Annotated in this window: 15 protein-coding genes; 10 read left to right on the forward strand and 5 right to left on the reverse strand. The window is 72.6% G+C overall.

Annotation, left to right across the window (positions count from 1 at the left end; all coding sequences use genetic code 11):
- Nucleotides 1-14 precede the first annotated feature (14 nt).
- Nucleotides 15-1,454, reverse strand: a complete 1,440-nt coding sequence (locus IE134_RS23935) for a hypothetical protein (protein ID WP_030722666.1) — start codon at nt 1,452-1,454, stop codon at nt 15-17.
- A gap of 186 nt (nt 1,455-1,640) precedes the next feature.
- On the opposite strand from IE134_RS23935, the gene IE134_RS23940 reads away from it, so the two are divergent.
- Nucleotides 1,641-2,912 (forward strand): molybdopterin-dependent oxidoreductase, encoded by a 1,272-nt coding sequence (locus IE134_RS23940; RefSeq protein ID WP_030722663.1) that lies wholly within the window; start codon nt 1,641-1,643, stop codon nt 2,910-2,912.
- Between the two features lie 394 nt (nt 2,913-3,306).
- On the opposite strand, the gene IE134_RS23945 is transcribed toward IE134_RS23940, so the two are convergent.
- From IE134_RS23945 to IE134_RS23955, 3 genes are read right to left on the reverse strand one after another with little or no spacing between them, the layout of a single operon-like run.
- Complete coding sequence (locus tag IE134_RS23945; protein WP_179892720.1) at nt 3,307-4,161, reverse strand: class I SAM-dependent methyltransferase; 855 nt, start codon at nt 4,159-4,161, stop codon at nt 3,307-3,309.
- Nucleotides 4,158-4,802, reverse strand: coding sequence for a TIGR04282 family arsenosugar biosynthesis glycosyltransferase (locus IE134_RS23950; protein WP_098020583.1), 645 nt, complete (start codon nt 4,800-4,802; stop codon nt 4,158-4,160). Before IE134_RS23950 ends, IE134_RS23945 begins: the two co-directional genes overlap by 4 nt.
- A 14-nt stretch (nt 4,803-4,816) precedes the next feature.
- A complete protein-coding gene (locus IE134_RS23955; RefSeq protein WP_189431644.1) occupies nt 4,817-5,584 on the reverse strand; it encodes a glycosyltransferase family 2 protein in 768 nt (255 codons plus the stop codon).
- Between the two features lie 119 nt (nt 5,585-5,703).
- Between IE134_RS23955 and IE134_RS23960 the strand changes: the two genes are divergently transcribed.
- Complete coding sequence (locus IE134_RS23960; RefSeq protein WP_189431646.1) at nt 5,704-6,507, forward strand: response regulator transcription factor; 804 nt, start codon at nt 5,704-5,706, stop codon at nt 6,505-6,507.
- Nucleotides 6,504-7,610 carry a sensor histidine kinase gene (locus tag IE134_RS23965; protein WP_030722649.1) on the forward strand — a complete coding sequence of 369 codons (1,107 nt, stop codon included), beginning with the start codon at nt 6,504-6,506 and terminating at the stop codon, nt 7,608-7,610. The genes IE134_RS23960 and IE134_RS23965 overlap by 4 nt, the downstream gene beginning before the upstream one ends.
- On the opposite strand, the gene IE134_RS23970 is transcribed toward IE134_RS23965, so the two are convergent.
- Nucleotides 7,591-8,709, reverse strand: coding sequence for an NAD-dependent epimerase/dehydratase family protein (locus IE134_RS23970; protein WP_030722646.1), 1,119 nt, complete (start codon nt 8,707-8,709; stop codon nt 7,591-7,593). The genes IE134_RS23965 and IE134_RS23970 overlap by 20 nt on opposite strands.
- Before the next feature lie 172 nt (nt 8,710-8,881).
- Between IE134_RS23970 and IE134_RS23975 the strand changes: the two genes are divergently transcribed.
- From IE134_RS23975 to IE134_RS24005, 7 genes are all read left to right on the forward strand, one after another.
- Nucleotides 8,882-9,493, forward strand: coding sequence for a hypothetical protein (locus tag IE134_RS23975; RefSeq protein ID WP_189431647.1), 612 nt, complete (start codon nt 8,882-8,884; stop codon nt 9,491-9,493).
- Between the two features lie 309 nt (nt 9,494-9,802).
- Nucleotides 9,803-11,170: a lysine N(6)-hydroxylase/L-ornithine N(5)-oxygenase family protein gene (locus IE134_RS23980; protein ID WP_098020217.1), complete on the forward strand. Its 1,368-nt coding sequence runs from the start codon at nt 9,803-9,805 to the stop codon at nt 11,168-11,170.
- Between the two features lie 100 nt (nt 11,171-11,270).
- The gene (locus IE134_RS23985; RefSeq protein WP_030722637.1) at nt 11,271-12,329 is read left to right on the forward strand and encodes a FecCD family ABC transporter permease; all 1,059 of its coding nucleotides are present in this window, start codon (nt 11,271-11,273) and stop codon (nt 12,327-12,329) included.
- Between the two features lie 17 nt (nt 12,330-12,346).
- Nucleotides 12,347-13,444 (forward strand): FecCD family ABC transporter permease, encoded by a 1,098-nt coding sequence (locus IE134_RS23990; RefSeq protein WP_189431650.1) that lies wholly within the window; start codon nt 12,347-12,349, stop codon nt 13,442-13,444.
- A 37-nt stretch (nt 13,445-13,481) separates the two neighbouring features.
- On the forward strand, nt 13,482-14,324 hold the full coding sequence (locus tag IE134_RS23995) for an ABC transporter ATP-binding protein (protein WP_097885685.1): 843 nt from the start codon (nt 13,482-13,484) through the stop codon (nt 14,322-14,324).
- 176 nt (nt 14,325-14,500) lie between these two features.
- Nucleotides 14,501-15,553, forward strand: a complete 1,053-nt coding sequence (locus IE134_RS24000) for an iron-siderophore ABC transporter substrate-binding protein (protein WP_030722628.1) — start codon at nt 14,501-14,503, stop codon at nt 15,551-15,553.
- 46 nt (nt 15,554-15,599) lie between these two features.
- Nucleotides 15,600-17,387, forward strand: coding sequence for an ABC transporter ATP-binding protein (locus IE134_RS24005; RefSeq protein ID WP_189431651.1), 1,788 nt, complete (start codon nt 15,600-15,602; stop codon nt 17,385-17,387).
- Nucleotides 17,388-17,401 lie beyond the last annotated feature (14 nt).

The raw sequence follows: 17,401 nt of genomic DNA on the forward strand, positions 1-17,401 counted from the left end.
CCACGGGCCGGACCTCACCACCCCGTCCACAGCAGGTGGTTGACGAGCAGGGCCGGCACCGCCGACGCGATCAGCCACCACCGCACGCCCCGGCGGGGCAGCAGCGCCGCCGCGGGCAGCAGCCACAGCAGGAACGGCTGCCAGATGCGCTCCGTCTCCGCCTTGCTCATCCCGGAGAGGTCGGCGGCGAGCAGCGCCACCAGCGCCGCCAGAACGAGCAACGCCAGCCGCCCTTCCGGGGAGGCCGCCCCGGATCCGCCCCGCAGAGTTCGTACGGCACCGGGCGCGGCCACCGCGCTCCGGCGCAGCCCGGCGACGGCGGCGAGCCCGGCCGCGACGGTCGCGCAGGCCAGGTTGGCCCAGACCCAGTAGCCGTACGGGCGGACGCCCCCCGCTCCCTGGTAGTAGCGCTCGACCAACAGGTGGTAGGCCGTCCACCAGTTGAACCCGGCGAGGGTGAAGGCCACCGGGACCACGAGCGCGCCGAGCAGGAACACCGGCACCGGGCGGGCGGTCCGGGCGAGCACCAGGACCGCGAGCAGAACGGCCGCCATCAGCCCCAGCCCGTAACTCAGGTAGCAGGTCCACCCGAACAGCAGACCCCCGCCGGCCGCCGCCAGGGCCGGGAAGCGGACCCGGCGGGTGGCGGCGAGGGCGAGCAGCGCCACCGACCAGGCGGCGACGGCCGCGAAGTACCCGTCGGCGGAGACGCCCGCCCAGACGGCGGCCGGGGCGAGGACGAGGAAGGGCGCGGCACGCCGGGCCAGCCGCTCGTCGGCCAGCACCCGGACGGTGATCAGGACGGCCAGTACCGCCGAACTGCCCACCACGACACACCAGACCGCCGCCCAGGTGCCGCCGCCGAGCCCGATGCGGTCCAGCCAGACGAAGGTCAGCGTCGCGCCCGGTGGATGCCCGGCGACATGGGCGGGCCAGTTGCCGGGCGCGTCGAACAGGATGTGGTCGGTGAAGCCGCGCAGCGTGGCGGGGATGTCCGCGAAGCGGTCGATGACCTGCAGATACTCGTGCTTGGTGGTGAGCCGCCGCTCGACACCCCGGTACCAGCCGTCGATCAGCGCCATCGAGAACACCCAGGCCGTGGACCCGGCCCAGGCCGCCGCGAGGAGCCCGCGCCAGGGCAGCCGGGCGGCGAGCGACGGGCCGTACGCGACGACCAGGACGGCCATGGTCAGCGCGGCGGGAGTGCCGGGGCCCAGGTGGGGGTCCCAGGAGGCCAGGAAGGGCGGCCACTGCGCGAACAGGGTCTGGTCCCGGTCCTGGATGACCCGGCCGATGAGCACGGCGGCGGTGACCAGCAGCACGCCCGCTGCGGCGGCGACCAGGTCGGCCCGTCCCGCGCGCCGCGCGCGTTCGTCGATGCGTTCCGGCGGTGCGGGCGGGCCGTGTCCGGTGCCGTCGGCGGTGTCCGTGGGGGTGACGTCCTCGGTCTTCACGGTGGCACGTTATGCACATCGGGCGGCGATCGGGCGGTCCGGCGGGGCCGCGTCACCGAACCGTCAGATCTGCTCCCACAGCTGCTTCTCGCGGTGATATCCGTCGCGTCGTCCGGCCGCGACGTCAGAATTCCGTCAGGAGTCGTACCCGCCCGTGGAGGGTGCTCCGCGCTTAGCGTCGGTCCCATGCCCGAACGCCGCCCCACCCGATCCCTCCCAGGCGCCCTCCGCTCCCTGCGTACGCCCGCCGACCCGGGGTTCTGGCGCAGCCCCGTGCGCGGGGCGCGCTTCACCGCCGTCCTCGGCATCGTGCTGCTAGCCGGACTCACGCTGCTGTTCGTCACCGGTCTGCTCTCGTACGCCGCCTACAACCCGGACCTGAACCCGGTCAACGACAAGACGCCGGGCAAGGGCCTGCTGGGCTTCTACCTGTTCTCCTGGCCGACCGGCCCGCACTGGCTCTACCGGCTCACCCAGGGCCTGCACGTCACCATCGGCATCGTGCTCGTGCCCGTCCTGCTCGCGAAGCTCTGGTCGGTGATCCCCCGGCTCTTCGCCCTGCCGCCCGCCCGCTCCGTCGGGCACGCCCTGGAGCGGCTCTCGCTGCTGCTGCTCATCGGCGGGGCGTTGTTCCAGTTCATCACCGGACTGCTCAACATCCAGCTGGACTACCTCTTCCCCGGGTCCTTCTACACCCTGCACTTCTACGGCGCCTGGGTCTTCCTCGCCGGGTTCGTCACCCATACGGTCCTCAAGGCGCCGCAGGCCGTACGGGTGTTGCGCAACGGCATCCCGCGCGGCGAGCCGGACACCCTCGCCGCCCCCGACCCGCTCCCCGCCACCCTGTCCCGGCGCGGCGCGCTGGCCATGGTGGGCGCCGGTTCACTTCTGCTGCTGATCACCTCGGCCGGCCGGAGCTTCGACGGGCCGCTGCGCCGCATCGCTCTCCTCACCCCGCGCGGCGGCACCGACCCGGGGCCGGGACCGAACGCCTTCCAGGTCAACAAGACCGCCGCCGCCGTACGGATCACCCCCGCCGACACGGGGGAGCGCTGGCGGCTGACCGTACGCGGGCCCGCCGGGGAATTCCGCTTCTCCCGGGCCGAACTGCTGGCCATGGAACAGCACAGCGCGGCGCTCCCGATCGCCTGCGTGGAGGGCTGGTCGACCTCGGACCAGCAGTGGCGCGGGGTGCGGCTCTCCGATCTGGCGGCGCTCGCCGGATTCCCGGACCGGCCGCCGGGCGTGTTCGTCGAGTCGCTCCAGCGCGGCGGCTCCTTCCGCAAGACCGCGCTGCGCGACAACCAGGTCCGTGACGGCCGTTCGCTGCTCGCGCTGGAGGTGAACGGCGCCCCGCTGTCGCCCGACCACGGCTACCCGGCCCGGATCATCGTCCCCGCCGCGCCCGGAGTCCTGAACACCAAGTGGGTCGAGACCCTGACGTTCGGAGAGCTGTGATGTCCACCCGAGCCGTGCCGCCGGGCTCCGCCACCTCCCGTCGCCCGCGCTTCTCGCCGCGCCGTCTGTACGGCGAGGGCCCGTTCCACCTGATCCTGCTCGCCGCCTCGTTCTGTCTGGCCGGCTACGCGGGCGTACGGCTGCTGGACGGGGACACCGTCGGGGTTCTGCTCTGGTTCGCCGGGGCGGCCGTCCTGCACGATCTGGTGCTGCTGCCGGTGTACGCCGGGGCCGACCGGGCGCTGCGCGCCGCGCTCGGCCCCCGGACGGCCCTGGTGAACTTCGTCCGGGTACCGGCGTTCCTCTCCGGGCTGCTCCTGCTGATCTGGTTCCCGCTGATCGCCCGGCGGACCGAACGGCGGTACGAGGCCGCCGCCGGCACCACCCCGGGCGTCTACTTCGGCAACTGGCTGCTGATCACCGGCGTGCTGTTCGCGCTCTCCGCGCTCTGGCTGCTGGCCCGGGCGCTCCGCTCCCGTACCGGGCGGCGCAGGGACACGAACGTCCGCCCCTCCGCGCCCCACTGATCGGCGGTACGCCAGCCGCACGCGCGGGCGTGCCGCAGCAGGGCGGGTGTCCCGATCCGCGCCCAGGGAAACGGCTCGGCGGCGGCCCCGCACACGGCGGCGGGGGAGGACTCCCCGGGCGGTCCGCCCCGGCCGTCGTCGAGCCGGACCCGGACCCGTTCGTCCACGTCGACGGGGGCGGTCTCGGCGATCAGCAGCCCGCCGACGCCGAGCAGATCGGCCGCCCGTGCCAGCAGCGCGGCCGGGTCGCCGCCGATCCCGATGTTGCCGTCGAGGAGCAGCAAGGTACCCCAACGGCCCTCCCCGGGCAGCGGGTCGAAGACGCTGCGGAGCAGGGCCGCACCCCCGAGGCGGCGCGTACGGTCCACCGCCGCCTCGCTGACGTCGATGCCCAGCGCCCGGTGCCCGAGCGAGGTCAGCTCGGCGACCAGCCGCCCCGGCCCGCAGCCGATGTCCAGCACCGGCCCCTCGCACCGGTGCAGCGCGGACAGATCGGCGGAGCCGGCGTCGGAGCACCAGCGCTCCACGTCCAGGGGCAGCAGCCAGCCGTCGCTGCGGCGCAGGAACAGCGGACCCCGGCCGGTGCGCAGGGCGTTGGCGTACGGGTCGGCACCCCAGGAAGCGGTGCGCGGCGTGGCCGGACCCGTACCGGCTTCGGTGATGTCGGCGGATTCGGCGGGGGCCGACGCCGTGAGCTCGGACGAGGGCACGGTCGTACTCATCGCACCCCCGCCCCGGTCAGCCGGTCGAGCACCGCGGCGAACCGGCCGCCCGGCGCGGCAGCCGCGACCCGGTGGGCATCGGCTGCGGTGTCCACGTCGACCAGCACCGGCAGATCGCGCACGGCGAGCCCCGCCTCCACCAGCCTGCTCCGCTGCACCGCGCCGGTCTCCGGGAGGGACATCGGCACCCCGCGCAGCAGAGCCGGATCGGGTTCCGCCAGGCCCAATGCCCAGAACCCGCCGTCCTCGGCCGGACCGAACCAGGCCCCGCAGCCGTCCCAGGCGTCCGGCGCGAGTGCGGGGGCGAGCAGACCGGCCGTCAGCTGCGGGGTGTCCATGCCGACCAGGAGGGCCGGCCCGGTACACCCGCCGAAGGCCGCCGCGAGGCGCTCGTCCAGACCGCCCGCGCTCTGCGGCACCACCTCGAACCCGGGGGACGCCCAGGGGCCCGGCCGCCCGTCGAGGACGAGGACCCGCCGCCGGGCGGGAAGGGTGAGCAGGGTCTCCAGGGTGTCCGTGAGGGCCGCGGTCGCCAGCTCGGCGGCCTCGACGGGGGAGAAGGGAGGGCAGAGCCGGGTCTTGACCCGTCCGGCCACCGGCTCCTTCGCGATGACCAGTAGTTCCGTCGGCCCCACGGGCATCGACCCGTACATGCTCATCGCAGGGCCCCCGTTCCCGCACCCACGACCCCACCGGGAGCGGGGTCCGCCGGCGGCTCGCGCAGGACGCCCCGCATGTCCCGCACCGCGTGCCAGGTCCCGCGCCAGGTGCCGGTCACCTTCGACTTCCCGGTGCGCGGCCGGTAGGGGACGTCGCTCTCGGCGACCCGCAGCCCGGCGTCCGAGGCCCGGACCACCATCTGGAGCGGATAGCCGCTGCGCCGGTCGGTGAGGTCCAGGTCCAGCAGATCGGCGCGGCGGGCCGCTCGCAGCGGGCCGAGGTCGTGCAGGCGCAGGCCAGTACGGCGGCGCAGCATCCGGGCCAGCGCCAGATTGCCGGCGCGCGCGTGCGGCGGCCAGGCGCCCCGGCCCTCGGGGCGGCGGCGGCCGAGCAGCAGATCGCACTCACCGTCCGCGATCCGCCGCACGAAGCCGGTCAGCAGCGCGGGGTCCAGCGAGCCGTCGCAGTCGCAGAAACAGACGAACTCGGCCTCGGCGGCGAGCAGCCCGGCGTGGCAGGCCGCGCCGAACCCCCGCCGTTCCTCCGTGACGACGCTCGCGCCGAGGGACCGGGCGAGCTCGGCCGAACCGTCGGTCGAGCCGTTGTCGACCACGATCGCGCGCCACCCGTCGGGGATGCGATCGAGTACCCAGGGCAGGGCGGCGGCCTCGTCGAGGCAGGGCAGAACGACATCGGCCGTCAGCAGGCCGGTGTGCGGGGAGGGTGGACACGGAAGGGCGGCAGAAGAATCAGTCACCCGCATCACCCTACGGAGGCAAAACCGGCATTCAGGGCATCAGGTTCTTACGAAACATGGACGTCGGCCGGATGGGGGGTGCTCGGACCCCGGCGCGCGGGGGGCGGGGTGCCACAGTGGACACCATGGAGAACACCCCGCCCGACTGCCCGCCGTCCGGCTCCCCGGGAACGCGCGGCCGGGTCCTCGTCGTGGACGACGACCCGACCGTCGCCGAAGTCGTCGTCGGCTATCTGCACCGAGCCGGATACGCGGTCGAGCAGGCCGAGGACGGGCCCGCCGCCCTGGGACGGTTCGCGGCACGCCGGCCTGATCTCGTCGTCCTGGACCTGATGCTCCCCGCCATGGACGGGTTCGAGGTCTGCCGCCGGATGCGGGAGCACGGGCCGGTCCCCGTCATCATGCTCACCGCCCGGGGTGACGAGGAGGACCGCATCCTCGGGCTGGAGACCGGCGCCGACGACTACGTCACCAAGCCGTTCAGCCCACGCGAACTGGTCCTGCGGGTCGACTCCGTGCTGCGCCGAGCCAGGGCCGCCGCACCCGCGGACGGCACCGGTCCGCTCTCCGGGGGCGGGCTGAACCTCGACCCCGCGTCCCGGCAGGCCACCCGTGACGGGCGCGGACTCGCCCTGACACTGCGGGAGTTCGACCTGCTCGCTTTCCTTCTCCGGCACCCCGGAAAGGCGTTCGGGCGGGAGGAGTTGATGCGCGAGGTCTGGGGATGGGACTTCGGTGACCTCTCGACGGTCACCGTCCACATCCGCAGGCTGCGCGGCAAGGTCGAGGACGACCCGGCCCGCCCCCGGCTGATCCGGACCGTGTGGGGCGTCGGATACCGCCTGGACCCGGCCCCGGAGAGCCCGGGGGCGGACGACCGCCCGCCCGCCGCCCCCGCCGTGCCGCCCGCCGGGGGCCGGTCGCGGTGACCGACGTCCTGCTCATCGCGCTCTTCGCCTTCCTGGGGGCAGCCGCCGCCGGGCTCATCGGCGCGGGCGTCCTGCGCCTGCTGCGCCACCGTTCGCTGATCGTCTCGCTGAGCGTCGTCGCCGGGGTGGCCGTGGCGGCGATGCTCGCCGGGACCCTGACGGTCGCCTGGGCGATGTTCCTCTCGCCGCACGACCTCTACGTCGTCACGACCGTCGTGGCGATGGCCGCCCTCATCTCCCTGGCCACCGCCGTCCTGCTGGGCCGCTGGGTGGCCGACCGGAGCCGTGAACTGACACTGGCCACACGGTCGTTCGGCGACGGCGGCACCTTCGCCGCGCCCGCCGGACAGCCCACCGCCGAGCTGGCCGCGCTCGCCCGTGAACTGGCCGCCACCAGCGCGAAACTGGACAGCTCGCGGGAGCGGGAACGGGCGCTGGAGACCTCGCGGCGCGAACTCGTCGCATGGATCTCGCACGATCTGCGCACCCCGCTTGCCGGACTCCGCGCGATGGCCGAGGCACTGGAGGACGGCATGGCCGCCGACTCCGGCCGCTATCTGCGGCAGATAAGGGTCGAGGTCGAGCGCATGAACTCCATGGTCGGCGACCTCTTCGAGCTCTCCCGCATCCAGGCCGGTTCGCTCGCCCTCGCGCCGGCCCGGATCTCCCTTTACGACCTGGTCGGCGACGCGCTGGCCGGGGCCGACCCGCTCGCCCGTGAGCACGGGGTGCGGCTGGTCGGCGACCGGATCGACGAGGTGCCGGTGGAGGTCGACGGCAAGGAGATGAGCCGGGTTCTGGGCAACCTCCTGATCAACGCGATCCGCCGCACCCCGCCCGACGGCACGGTGGCCGTCGCCGCGCACCGCTCGGACAGCGGTGTCGTGGTGTCGGTGACCGACGGCTGCGGCGGAATCCCGGAGGAGGATCTGCCCCGGGTCTTCGACACGGGCTGGCGCGGCAGCCACGCCCGTACCCCGCCGGCCGGGGCGGGCCTCGGGCTCGCCATCGTGCGCGGCATCGTCGAGGCGCACGCCGGCCGGGCCGAGGTCCGCAACGTCCGGGGCGGCTGCTGCTTCTCGGTCACGCTCCCGACAGCGTGACGGCGCTCTCCTCGCTGCGGCCCCGGCTCTCCCGGCCGCGGCCCCGCGCATCGCGCAGCGGGGCGGACGCGAAGTCCTTCATCCCCTCGGCGAAGGACACCCGGGGCCGCCAGCCCAGCTCCTCGCGCAGCGCCCGCGAGTCCGCCGTGACATGGCGTACGTCGCCCAGGCGGTACTCCCCGGTCACCACCGGGTCCGGCCCGCCGTGCGCGCCGGCCAGGGCGGCCGCCATCTCGCCGATGGTGTGCGGTTCGCCGCTGCCGGTGTTGTACGCGGCGAAGGACGTGGGCCGCCGCTCCCGTACCGCCTCCAGGGCCACCGCGTTCGCCGCCGCCACATCGTGGACATGGACGAAGTCGCGCCGCTGGCCCCCGTCCTCGTAGACCCGGGGTGCCTCGCCCCGCGCCAGGGCCGAGCGGAAGAACGAGGCGACACCGGCGTACGGGGTGTCGCGCGGCATCCCCGGCCCGTACACGTTGTGGTAGCGCAGGGACACCGCCCGGCCGCCCGTGGCCCGCGCCCACGCGGCGGCCAGGTGCTCCTGGGCGAGTTTGGTCGACGCGTACACGTTGCGCGGGTCCACGGGTGCGTCCTCGGCCACCAGGCCGGGTGTCAGTGCCGTGCCGCAGTGCGGGCAGCGGGGCTCGTAGTCACCCGCTCGCAGATCGGCCTCCGCGCGCGGCCCGGGGCGGACCGTGCCGTGCCGGGAGCAGTCGTAGCGCCCCTCGCCGTAGACCACCATCGACCCGGCCAGCACCAGGTCCCGGACCCCGGCCGCGGCCATCTCCGCCAGCAGCACCGCCGTACCGAGGTCGTTGCACCCCACGTACAGCGGGGCGTCCGCGAAGTCCTTGCCGAGGCCGACCATGGCCGCCTGGTGGCACACCGCGTCCACCCCGGCCAGCGCGTCCGCCACCGCCTCCCGGTCCCGGACGTCGCCGACGACCGTCCGGTCGCCCGGCAGCTGTGGCGGTGTGCCGCCGGGGTGGGCCGACGGCAGGAGGGCGTCCAGCACCACGCTCTCGTGCCCGGCCGCGGCGAGGGCGGCGACGACATGTGACCCGATGAACCCGGCTCCGCCGGTGATCAGTACGCGCATGACCGCCACGCTAGGGCCGGGCGCGGCGTCGGGCGGGGTCCGGCGCGCACAGGTCACGGGACCGTAAGGACCTGCGGTTACGAGAGCGGCCGGTCGGCAGGGCCGGATCGAGGGGAGCGGGCCATATAGTTGCATCTTGAACAACACGGCGTGCGGGTGAAGGAGCGGATCGATGGGCGACCGGTCGGTCGGTGGGGCGGGGAGTGACGCGGCGGCCGGGGCGCCGGAAGCCTGGGCCGAAGACGTAGTGGCCGGACTTGCCGGAGCGAAGGCCGCGGAGCGTGCTCTGGCGGACGCGCTGCGGCCGGCCATGTCCCTGAAGGAGGAGAAGGCGCAGCGGCGGGCCGAGGCGGTCCGGGCGGCGGCCATGGGGCTCGACGCCGCGGGCTGCGCTTCCGCCGCCGGCGTCTCCGAGCGGCTGCTCGCGTCCTGGCGTGCCGAGGACCCGGTCTTCGACGCCGCCCTGTCGACAGCCAGGTCCCTGGCGCATGTGCACGACGTGGTGCCGGACGTCGCCACCAACCCCGCTGTGCTCAAGGTGGCCCTGGACGCCATCCTGTGCGGCGTGCCGTTCATCGAGGCGGGCGCCCTCGTGGGCGTGAAGCGGGACACGTTCTACCGCCTGAGGCGAGGCAACCCCCAGCTCGGTGCCCTGTTCGGCGCGGCGCAGAACCTGCGCCGCAGGGGCGCGTCGCCGGGCCGGAAGAGGAAGGCGGGACTCAAGGGGTACCGGCTGGTCCGCCTCGACGCCTCGGAGCCCCCGGGTGCCGACCCCGACGCCTGAGCACCGGACCGTCGGCGTCCGGATCCATGGCGCGAATTTCGGCCGTACTCCGGCAGTGGCCGGTCCTGGATGGGCGCGGGTGCTGCGGGCCGGGGCCGCGAGGCGTCGCACATGGCGCGGCAACAGCGCTTATTTCCGGCCATGATTGACAGATCATCACCATCATGGCGTCCCATGTGCCCTATCGACAAGGTGAGTTGGCGAGCTTAGGCTCACCTAAGTTCGGGTGCGTGACCCCCTTGGCGTGCCCACTCATCGAGCCCTTCCCCTCACGCCTGACAGGCGGCTTTCCCGGATGATGGGAGTGACATGTCTCAGGGTCTTCCTGGCGACACACCACTGGTCCACGACCTCATCGGCATCGGCTTCGGCCCGTCCAATGTGGCCATGGCGATCGCGCTGAGCGAGCACAACAGCAAAGTCGGCAGGCAGGATTCGGTCACCGCCCACTTCTTCGAGCAGCAGTCGAGCTTCGGCTGGCACCGCGGCATGCTCATCGACGACGCCACCATGCAGGTCTCCTTCCTCAAGGATCTGGTGACGCTCCGGAACCCGGCCAGCGAATTCAGCTTCCTCTGCTATCTGCAGAGCCAGGGCCGGCTGATCGACTTCATCAACCACAAGAACCTCTTCCCGCTGCGGGTGGAGTTCCACGACTACTTCGAGTGGGCCGCGGCCAAGGTCGACGACCTGGTCTCCTACGGACACGAAGTCGTCGCGGTCACTCCGTTCGCGCACGACGGGACCGTGGAGTACCTGGACGTGACCGTCCGGTCCGCGGAAGGGCTCTCCGTCCACCGGGCCCGCAACCTCGTCATCGGAACCGGCCTGCGTCCCCTCATGCCGGACGGCGTGGAACGCGGCGACCGCGTCTGGCACAACTCCGATCTGCTGCGCAAGGTCGACGGGCTGGAAGACGACTCGCCCTCCCGGTTCGTCGTCGTCGGCGCCGGACAGAGCGCCGCCGAGAACGTCGCCTACCTGCACCGCAGGTTCCCCGACGCCGAGGTCTGCGCGGTCTTCTCCCGTTACGGCTACAGCCCCGCCGACGACAGCAGCTTCGCCAACCGGATCTTCGACCCCGACGCCGTCGACGAGTTCTTCGCCGCCCCCGAGGAGGTCAAGAGGCGGCTGATGGCCTACCACGGCAACACCAACTACTCCGTGGTGGACATCGATCTGATCGACGACCTCTACCGGCAGATGTACCGGGAGAAGGTCCTCGGCACCGAACGGCTGCGCTTCCTCAACGTGTCCCGGGTCACCGGGGTGGTGGAGAAGCCCGACAGCGTCCGCGCCACCGTGAGATCCCTCGTGACCGACGAGGAGTCGGAACTCGACGCCGATGTCGTGGTGTTCGCCACCGGTTACAGCCCCGCCGATCCGCTCGGCCTCCTCGGCCAGGTCGGCGAGCAGTGCCTGCGCGACGAGTCGGGCCGCGTACGCGTACAGCGCGACTACCGGATCTCGACCGATCCCGCCCTGCGCTGCGGCATCTACCTCCAGGGCGGTACGGAGCACACGCACGGCATCACCACCTCGCTGCTCTCCAACACGGCGATACGGGTCGGCGAGATCCTGGACTCGCTGCTCGACCGGCGGGTCACGTCCACCTCCGACGAGTCCCGGCCGACGGTCGAGGTCGCCGAGGGCGCAGGCGGCCAGGCACGGCCGTAGCAACCGCTGAAACAATGCGAGTTCAGCGCCTGGCCCGCCCGATGACCCATCGGGCGGGCCAGGCACGACCGGTCCGATCAAAGGGATATCGTTCGTCGTCATGTTGACCACCGCAGTGGAGCGCCCCGCCCCGGAAGGGGCGACGGACACCCGTCGGCGCCGGGTCGTGGGGCTGGTCGTCCTCACGGTGACCCTGCTGGTCGCGGCGACGGTGTCCCTGGCCGTCGGGGCGCGCGCGTTGAGCCCCGCCGAGGTCTGGCACGGGCTGTTCGCGGAGCCCGAACCCGACCAGAAGCTCACCGAGATCCGGCTCATCGTCCAGACCGTACGCGTGCCCCGGACGGTTCTCGCGATCGTGGCGGGCCTGGCCCTCGGGGTCGGCGGGGCGCTGATCCAGGGGTTCACCCGTAACCCCATCGCCGACACCGGACTGCTCGGGGTGAACGCCGGGGCCTCCTTCGCCGTCGTGTCGGTCATCGCCGTGTTCGGGTTCACCGACCCGTTCCAGTACGTCTGGTTCGCGTTCGTCGGCGCGGGTCTCGCCGGTCTCGTCGTCTTCGGTCTGGCCAGCATCGGCAGGGGTGCGGGCAACCCGCTGACCCTCGCCCTGGCCGGGCAGGGCGTCACCGTGTTCCTCGCGGCGATGACCGCGGCGGTGGCGCTCTCCGACAAGGAGTCGCTGAACGCGCTGCGGTTCTGGAACGCGGGCTCCGTCGCCGGGGTCCGCTTCGACGTCATCTGGCCGGTGACCGGGTTCATCGCCGTCGGACTGGTCCTGGCGCTGATCACCCTGCCCGCCCTCAACCTGCTCAACCTGGGCGACGACGTGGCGCGGGCACTGGGAGTGAACATCGCGGCGAGCCGGACCCTCGGCATCGTCGCCGTCACCCTGCTGGCCGGGGCGGCCACCGCCGCCTGCGGCCCCATCGCCTTCCTCGGGCTCATGGTGGCCCATGTGGCCCGCTATCTGACCGGCCCCGACTACCGCTGGCTGGTGCCGTACGCCGGTCTCCTCGGGGCCGGTGTCCTGCTGGTCTGCGACATCGTGGGCCGGGTGGTCGTACGGCCCGGCGAGCTGGAAGCGGGTGTCGTGGTCGCCCTCCTCGGGGCCCCCTTCTTCGCGGTCCTGGTGTGGCGAGGGAAGTTCAAGAGCGCATGAGAAGAGTTCAGGAGCGCATGAACGGGACCGAAGTGGCCGGTGGGGCCGGTGGGGCCGGTGGGGCCGAAGTGAAGGCGTCGATGCCGGCCGGTGTGCGGCTCGGCCGGGTGTCGTTCGTCTGGCGGCCCTGGCTCGTGCTGGTCACCCTGGTGCTCGCGGCGGCGGCCTTCCTGATCTTCTGCCTCTCGATCAGCGTCGGCGACTTCCCCATCGGCCTCTCCCGGGTGATCGCCACCATCCTCGGCCGGGGCGAACAGGTCGACGAGTTCGTCGTCATGGACCTCCGCATGCCCCGGGCCCTGGCCGGTCTCATCGTGGGCGTGGCCCTGGGCGTCTCCGGGGCGATCACCCAGTCCGTGGCGCGGAACCCGCTCGCCAGCCCGGACATCCTCGGGATCACCGCCGGGGCCGGGGCCGTCGCGGTGTTCCTGGTGACGGCGACGGGCGGGACCGCCGCGGCGATCACCGGCTCGGTCGGGCTGCCCGCCGCCGCCCTGTTCGGCGGCCTCGGTACGGGGCTGCTGGTCTACTTCCTCGCCTGGCGGCGCGGCGTCGACGGCTTCCGGCTCATCCTCATCGGCATCTCGGTGACCGCCGTGATGCAGGCGATCACGACCTGGCTGCTGGTCTCGGCCGACATCCGGGACGTGGCGCGCGCCCAGGTGTGGCTGGTCGGCTCGCTGGACAACCGGTCCTGGGACGAGGTCCGGGTGGCGTTCTGGGCCACGCTCGTCCTGCTGGCCGTCGTGGCCACCGTGGCCTTCCCGTTCAAACCGATGCACCTCGGCGACGACGTCGCCGCCGGGCTGGGCGTGCGGTTCGGCCGGGTGCGGGCCGTCCTGCTGCTCTGCGCGGTCCTGCTGGCCGCCGTCGGGGTGAGCGCGGCGGGTCCGGTCCCGTTCGTCGCGCTGGTGGCCCCACAGGTGGCGATGCGTCTGGCGCGGTGGCCCACACCGCCGTTGATCGCCTCCGGCATGGTGGGCGCGCTGCTGCTGATCGGCTCCGATCTGATCGCCCGCGCGGCGCTGCCGATCGGTCTCCCGGTGGGCGTGGTCACCGCCGTGATCGGCGGCCCGTTCCTAGTCTACCTGTTGGTACGGGCGAACCTCCGCTAGATGGTAGAAGTAAGGCTGACCTCAACAAGGGGGGCTCGTGGCCGCTCAGTTCACCGCCCGGACCGACGCCGGCGTCAAGGACGCCCCGCGGCTGGCCGCCAGGGGCGTCACCGTCGGGTACGGCGACCGGACGGTCATCGACCAGCTCGACGTGGCGATCCCGTCCGGGGTGATCACCACGATCATCGGCCCCAACGGCTGCGGTAAGTCCACCCTGTTGCGGACCCTGACCCGGCTGCTCAAACCGGCCGGCGGCACCGTCGTCCTGGACGGCGAGGATATCGGCACACTCCGGACCAAGGACGTGGCGAAGAAGCTCGGCCTGCTGCCGCAGGCGCCGGTCGCCCCGGAAGGGCTCACCGTCGCCGACCTGGTCGCCCGGGGGCGCCACCCGCACCAGAGCTGGCTGCGGCAGTGGTCGTCGGACGACGCCGACGTGGTGCGGCGCGCCCTGGCCATGACCGGGGTGGCGGACCTCGCCGACCGGACCGTGGACTCCCTGTCCGGTGGCCAGCGCCAGCGGGTATGGATATCGATGACCCTCGCCCAGGGCACCGATCTGCTGCTGCTGGACGAGCCGACCACCTATCTGGACCTGGCCCACGCCATCGACGTACTCGATCTGGTCGACGATCTGCACGAGTCGGGCTGCACCGTCGTCATGGTGCTGCACGATCTCAACCTGGCCACGCGCTACAGCGACAACCTCGTCGTCATGCGCGGGGGAGCCGTCCTGGCCCAGGGGCACCCCCGGGACGTGATCACCGCGGAGCTGCTGCACGAGGCGTTCGGGCTGCGGGCCAAGGTGATCGACGACCCGGTGGGCGACCGGCCGCTGATCGTTCCGATCGGCCGGGCCCATGTGCGAACCGAAGCGTAATCCGAGAATCGAACAGAAGCGCGCTTGAAGGATCTTGACGATACGGCAGGTTCAACTCGTCCTGACCAGTGGAAAGTTGACCGGTAAGGCTAGGCTAGCCTCACTTGCTCGGGGTACAGTCTGGCTGCCCTCATACCGGGGCGCAGTGGACAGCGCGAAAGCAAGGGATTTGACGGATGCTTCTCCATCGAACGACGCACCGGAAGCCGTGGCAGAGACTGGCCGCGGCGGTGTCCGCTGCCACCCTCGGTGTCGGCCTCCTCGCCGGATGCGGCAGCGACTCGGCCGACGAAAAGAAGAACGACGACACCCCGGCGGCCGCCGAAGGCGCGTTCCCGGTCACCGTGGAGCACGCGTTCGGGTCCACCGAGGTGAAGAAGGCCCCCCAGCGGGTCGTCACCGTCGGCTACACCGACGACCAGGCCGTCCTGGCGTTCGGCATCAAGCCGGTCGGCATGGTCGACCAGTACCCGAACCCGGCCGGCCAGACCCCCGACATCAACACCCAGTGGCCCTGGGTGAAGGACAAGTGGGGCGACGCCCGCCCCGAGGTCGTCATGAAGAACGGGGACGCAGGACCCAACTTCGAGAAGATCGCCTCGTTGCGCCCCGACCTGATCATCGCGGTCTACTCCGAGGTCGACAAGGCGGCCTACGAGAAGCTCTCCAAGATCGCCCCGACCGTCGGCCGCACCAAGGGCGAGAAGGAACTCTTCAGCGCCCCCTGGCAGGACAACGCGGCCCACATCGCCAAGGCGCTCGGCAAGGAGAAGGAGGGCGCCGAACTGATCAAGGGCATCCAGACCCAGCTGGACGCCGCCAAGAAGGCCAACCCGGACTTCGGCGGGCAGAAGGCCGTCGCCCTGTCCTGGTACAAGGACTCCATCTCGGCCTTCACCTCCACCGACGTACGCGGACGGCTCGTCACGGGCACCGGATTCACCTACCAGACCGAGATCGACAAGATCGCCGACGGCGGCTTCTCCACCGAGCTCTCGCCCGAGCGCATCGACCTGATCGACGTCGACCGCATCTTCGTCGTCAACGACAAGGCCGACACGGAAGCGCTCAAGAAGTTCGAGCTGTTCGCCAACCTGCCGGCCGTCAAGAACGGCAAGGTCTCCTACCTCCTGGACAGCGAAGGCCCCGCGGTCGGCGCCGCGATGTCCCAGGGCACCCTGCTCTCCCTGCCGTACGCGATCGACGAGCTCGTCGAGTCGGCCAAGTAGCGATGACCACCCGACGGCCCGTCCCCCGGCGAGAATCGGTCTCCGTGTGACTGTCACCGACACCCCCATCACCCCCACGACCCTGCGCACCGCGACGGGGGGAGAAGCCGCCCGCTGGGTGGCCCGGCACTGCCGGCAGGCCCCCTGGCTGTCGGCCTCCACCGTCCTCACCACGGTGGCCGGGGCCGCGCTCCAAGTGCTCCCGGTGCTGCTGCTCGGCCAGGTCGTCGACGGGGTCGTCGGGGGCGAGTCACGCTCGATACTCCTCACCGTCGGCATCCTGATGGTGGCCGCCGCCCTGTTCGGCGCGGCGGCCACCGCGGCCTCCACCTTCCTGATCGGGAAGCTCGGGGCCGAACTGCTCGCCCGGCTCCGCGAGGAAGCCGTACGCGCCGTGCTCGGCATGCCCAGCGCACGCGTCGAGGAGGTCGGCCGGGGAGACGTGCTCTCCCGCGTCGGCGACGACGTGGCCGTCATCTCCAAGGGCATCCGCACGGCCGTCCCCACCGTGTTCTCCGCGGGTGTCCTGGTCGGCATCGCGACGATCGGCATGTTCGGCCTCGACTGGCGGCTCGGCCTGGCCGGAGCCTGCGCCCTGCCCGCCTACGCGCTGGCACTGCGCTGGTACCTGCCCCGCTCCGCGCCCCTCTACCGCAAGCAGCGGGCGGCCCAGGCCCACCGCGCCCAGGCCCTGATCAGCGGACTCAACGGCATCGACACGGTCCGGGCCTACCGCCTGGAGGACGCCGTACGCGAGAAGGTCACGGACGAGTCCTGGCGGGTGCGCAACCTCGGCATCGAGGTGTTCCGCTTCTTCGGCCGGTTCGTCGGCCGCGAGAACCGGGCCGAGTTCATCGGACTCGTGCTGATCCTGGTCGTCGGGTACGCCCTGCTGGAGGCCGACGCCGCCACCCTCGGCGAGGTGTCGGCGGCCCCGCTGATGTTCCACCGCCTGTTCACCCCGCTGGGCGCCATCATGTTCACCTTCGACGAGGCCCAGAAGTCCGGCGCGAGCCTCACCCGTCTGGTCGGCGTCTTCTCGGAGCCCTCCGAGGAGCGCCTGGTGGGCGACGCCTCGGTCGCCACCGCCGCCGTCGCGCCCTACCCGGTCACGGTCCGGGACCTGACGTTCACCTACCCCGGGGCCGAGGACCCGGTGCTGCGGGACGTCTCCCTGTCCATCCCGGCCGGCGGCTCGCTCGCCCTCGTCGGGGCGACGGGCGCGGGCAAGTCGACCCTGGCCGCCCTCATCGCCGGCATCGGCAGACCGCAGGCCGGGGCGGTGCACATCGGGACCCACGACCTCGCGGGCATGGACGAGGCCGGGGCCCGTGCCCTGGTGAGCATCCTGACCCAGGAGACCCACGTGTTCTCCGGACCGCTCGCCGACGACCTGCGGCTCGCCGCACCCCTCGCGAGCGACGACGACCTGATGGACGCCCTGCGCACGGTCGGCGCCGGGGAATGGGCCGCCTCCCTCCCCGACGGCCTGAACACCCCTGTCGGCGAGGGCGGCGAACGCCTGGACGTCACCAAGGTCGCCCAACTGGCCCTGGCCAGGCTGGTGCTCGCCAGGTCGCCGGTCGTCGTGCTCGACGAGTCGACCGCCGAGGCGGGCAGCGAGGGCGCCGCCGAGCTGGACCGCGCCGTGCTGGCCGCCTGCTCCGGCCGGACCACCCTGTTCGTGGCCCACCGGCTGACCCAGGCGATGGCCGCGGACCGGATCGCCGTGCTTTCGGCGGGACGCGTGGTGGAGGAGGGAACACACAGCGAACTGGTCGAGCTGGGAGGCCAGTACGCCCGGCTGTGGCGCGCCTGGCGCGAGGGAAGTTAGCGGAGAACCAGACC

This window comes from Streptomyces rubiginosohelvolus, assembly GCF_014649875.1.
GTDB lineage: Bacteria > Actinomycetota > Actinomycetes > Streptomycetales > Streptomycetaceae > Streptomyces > Streptomyces rubiginosohelvolus.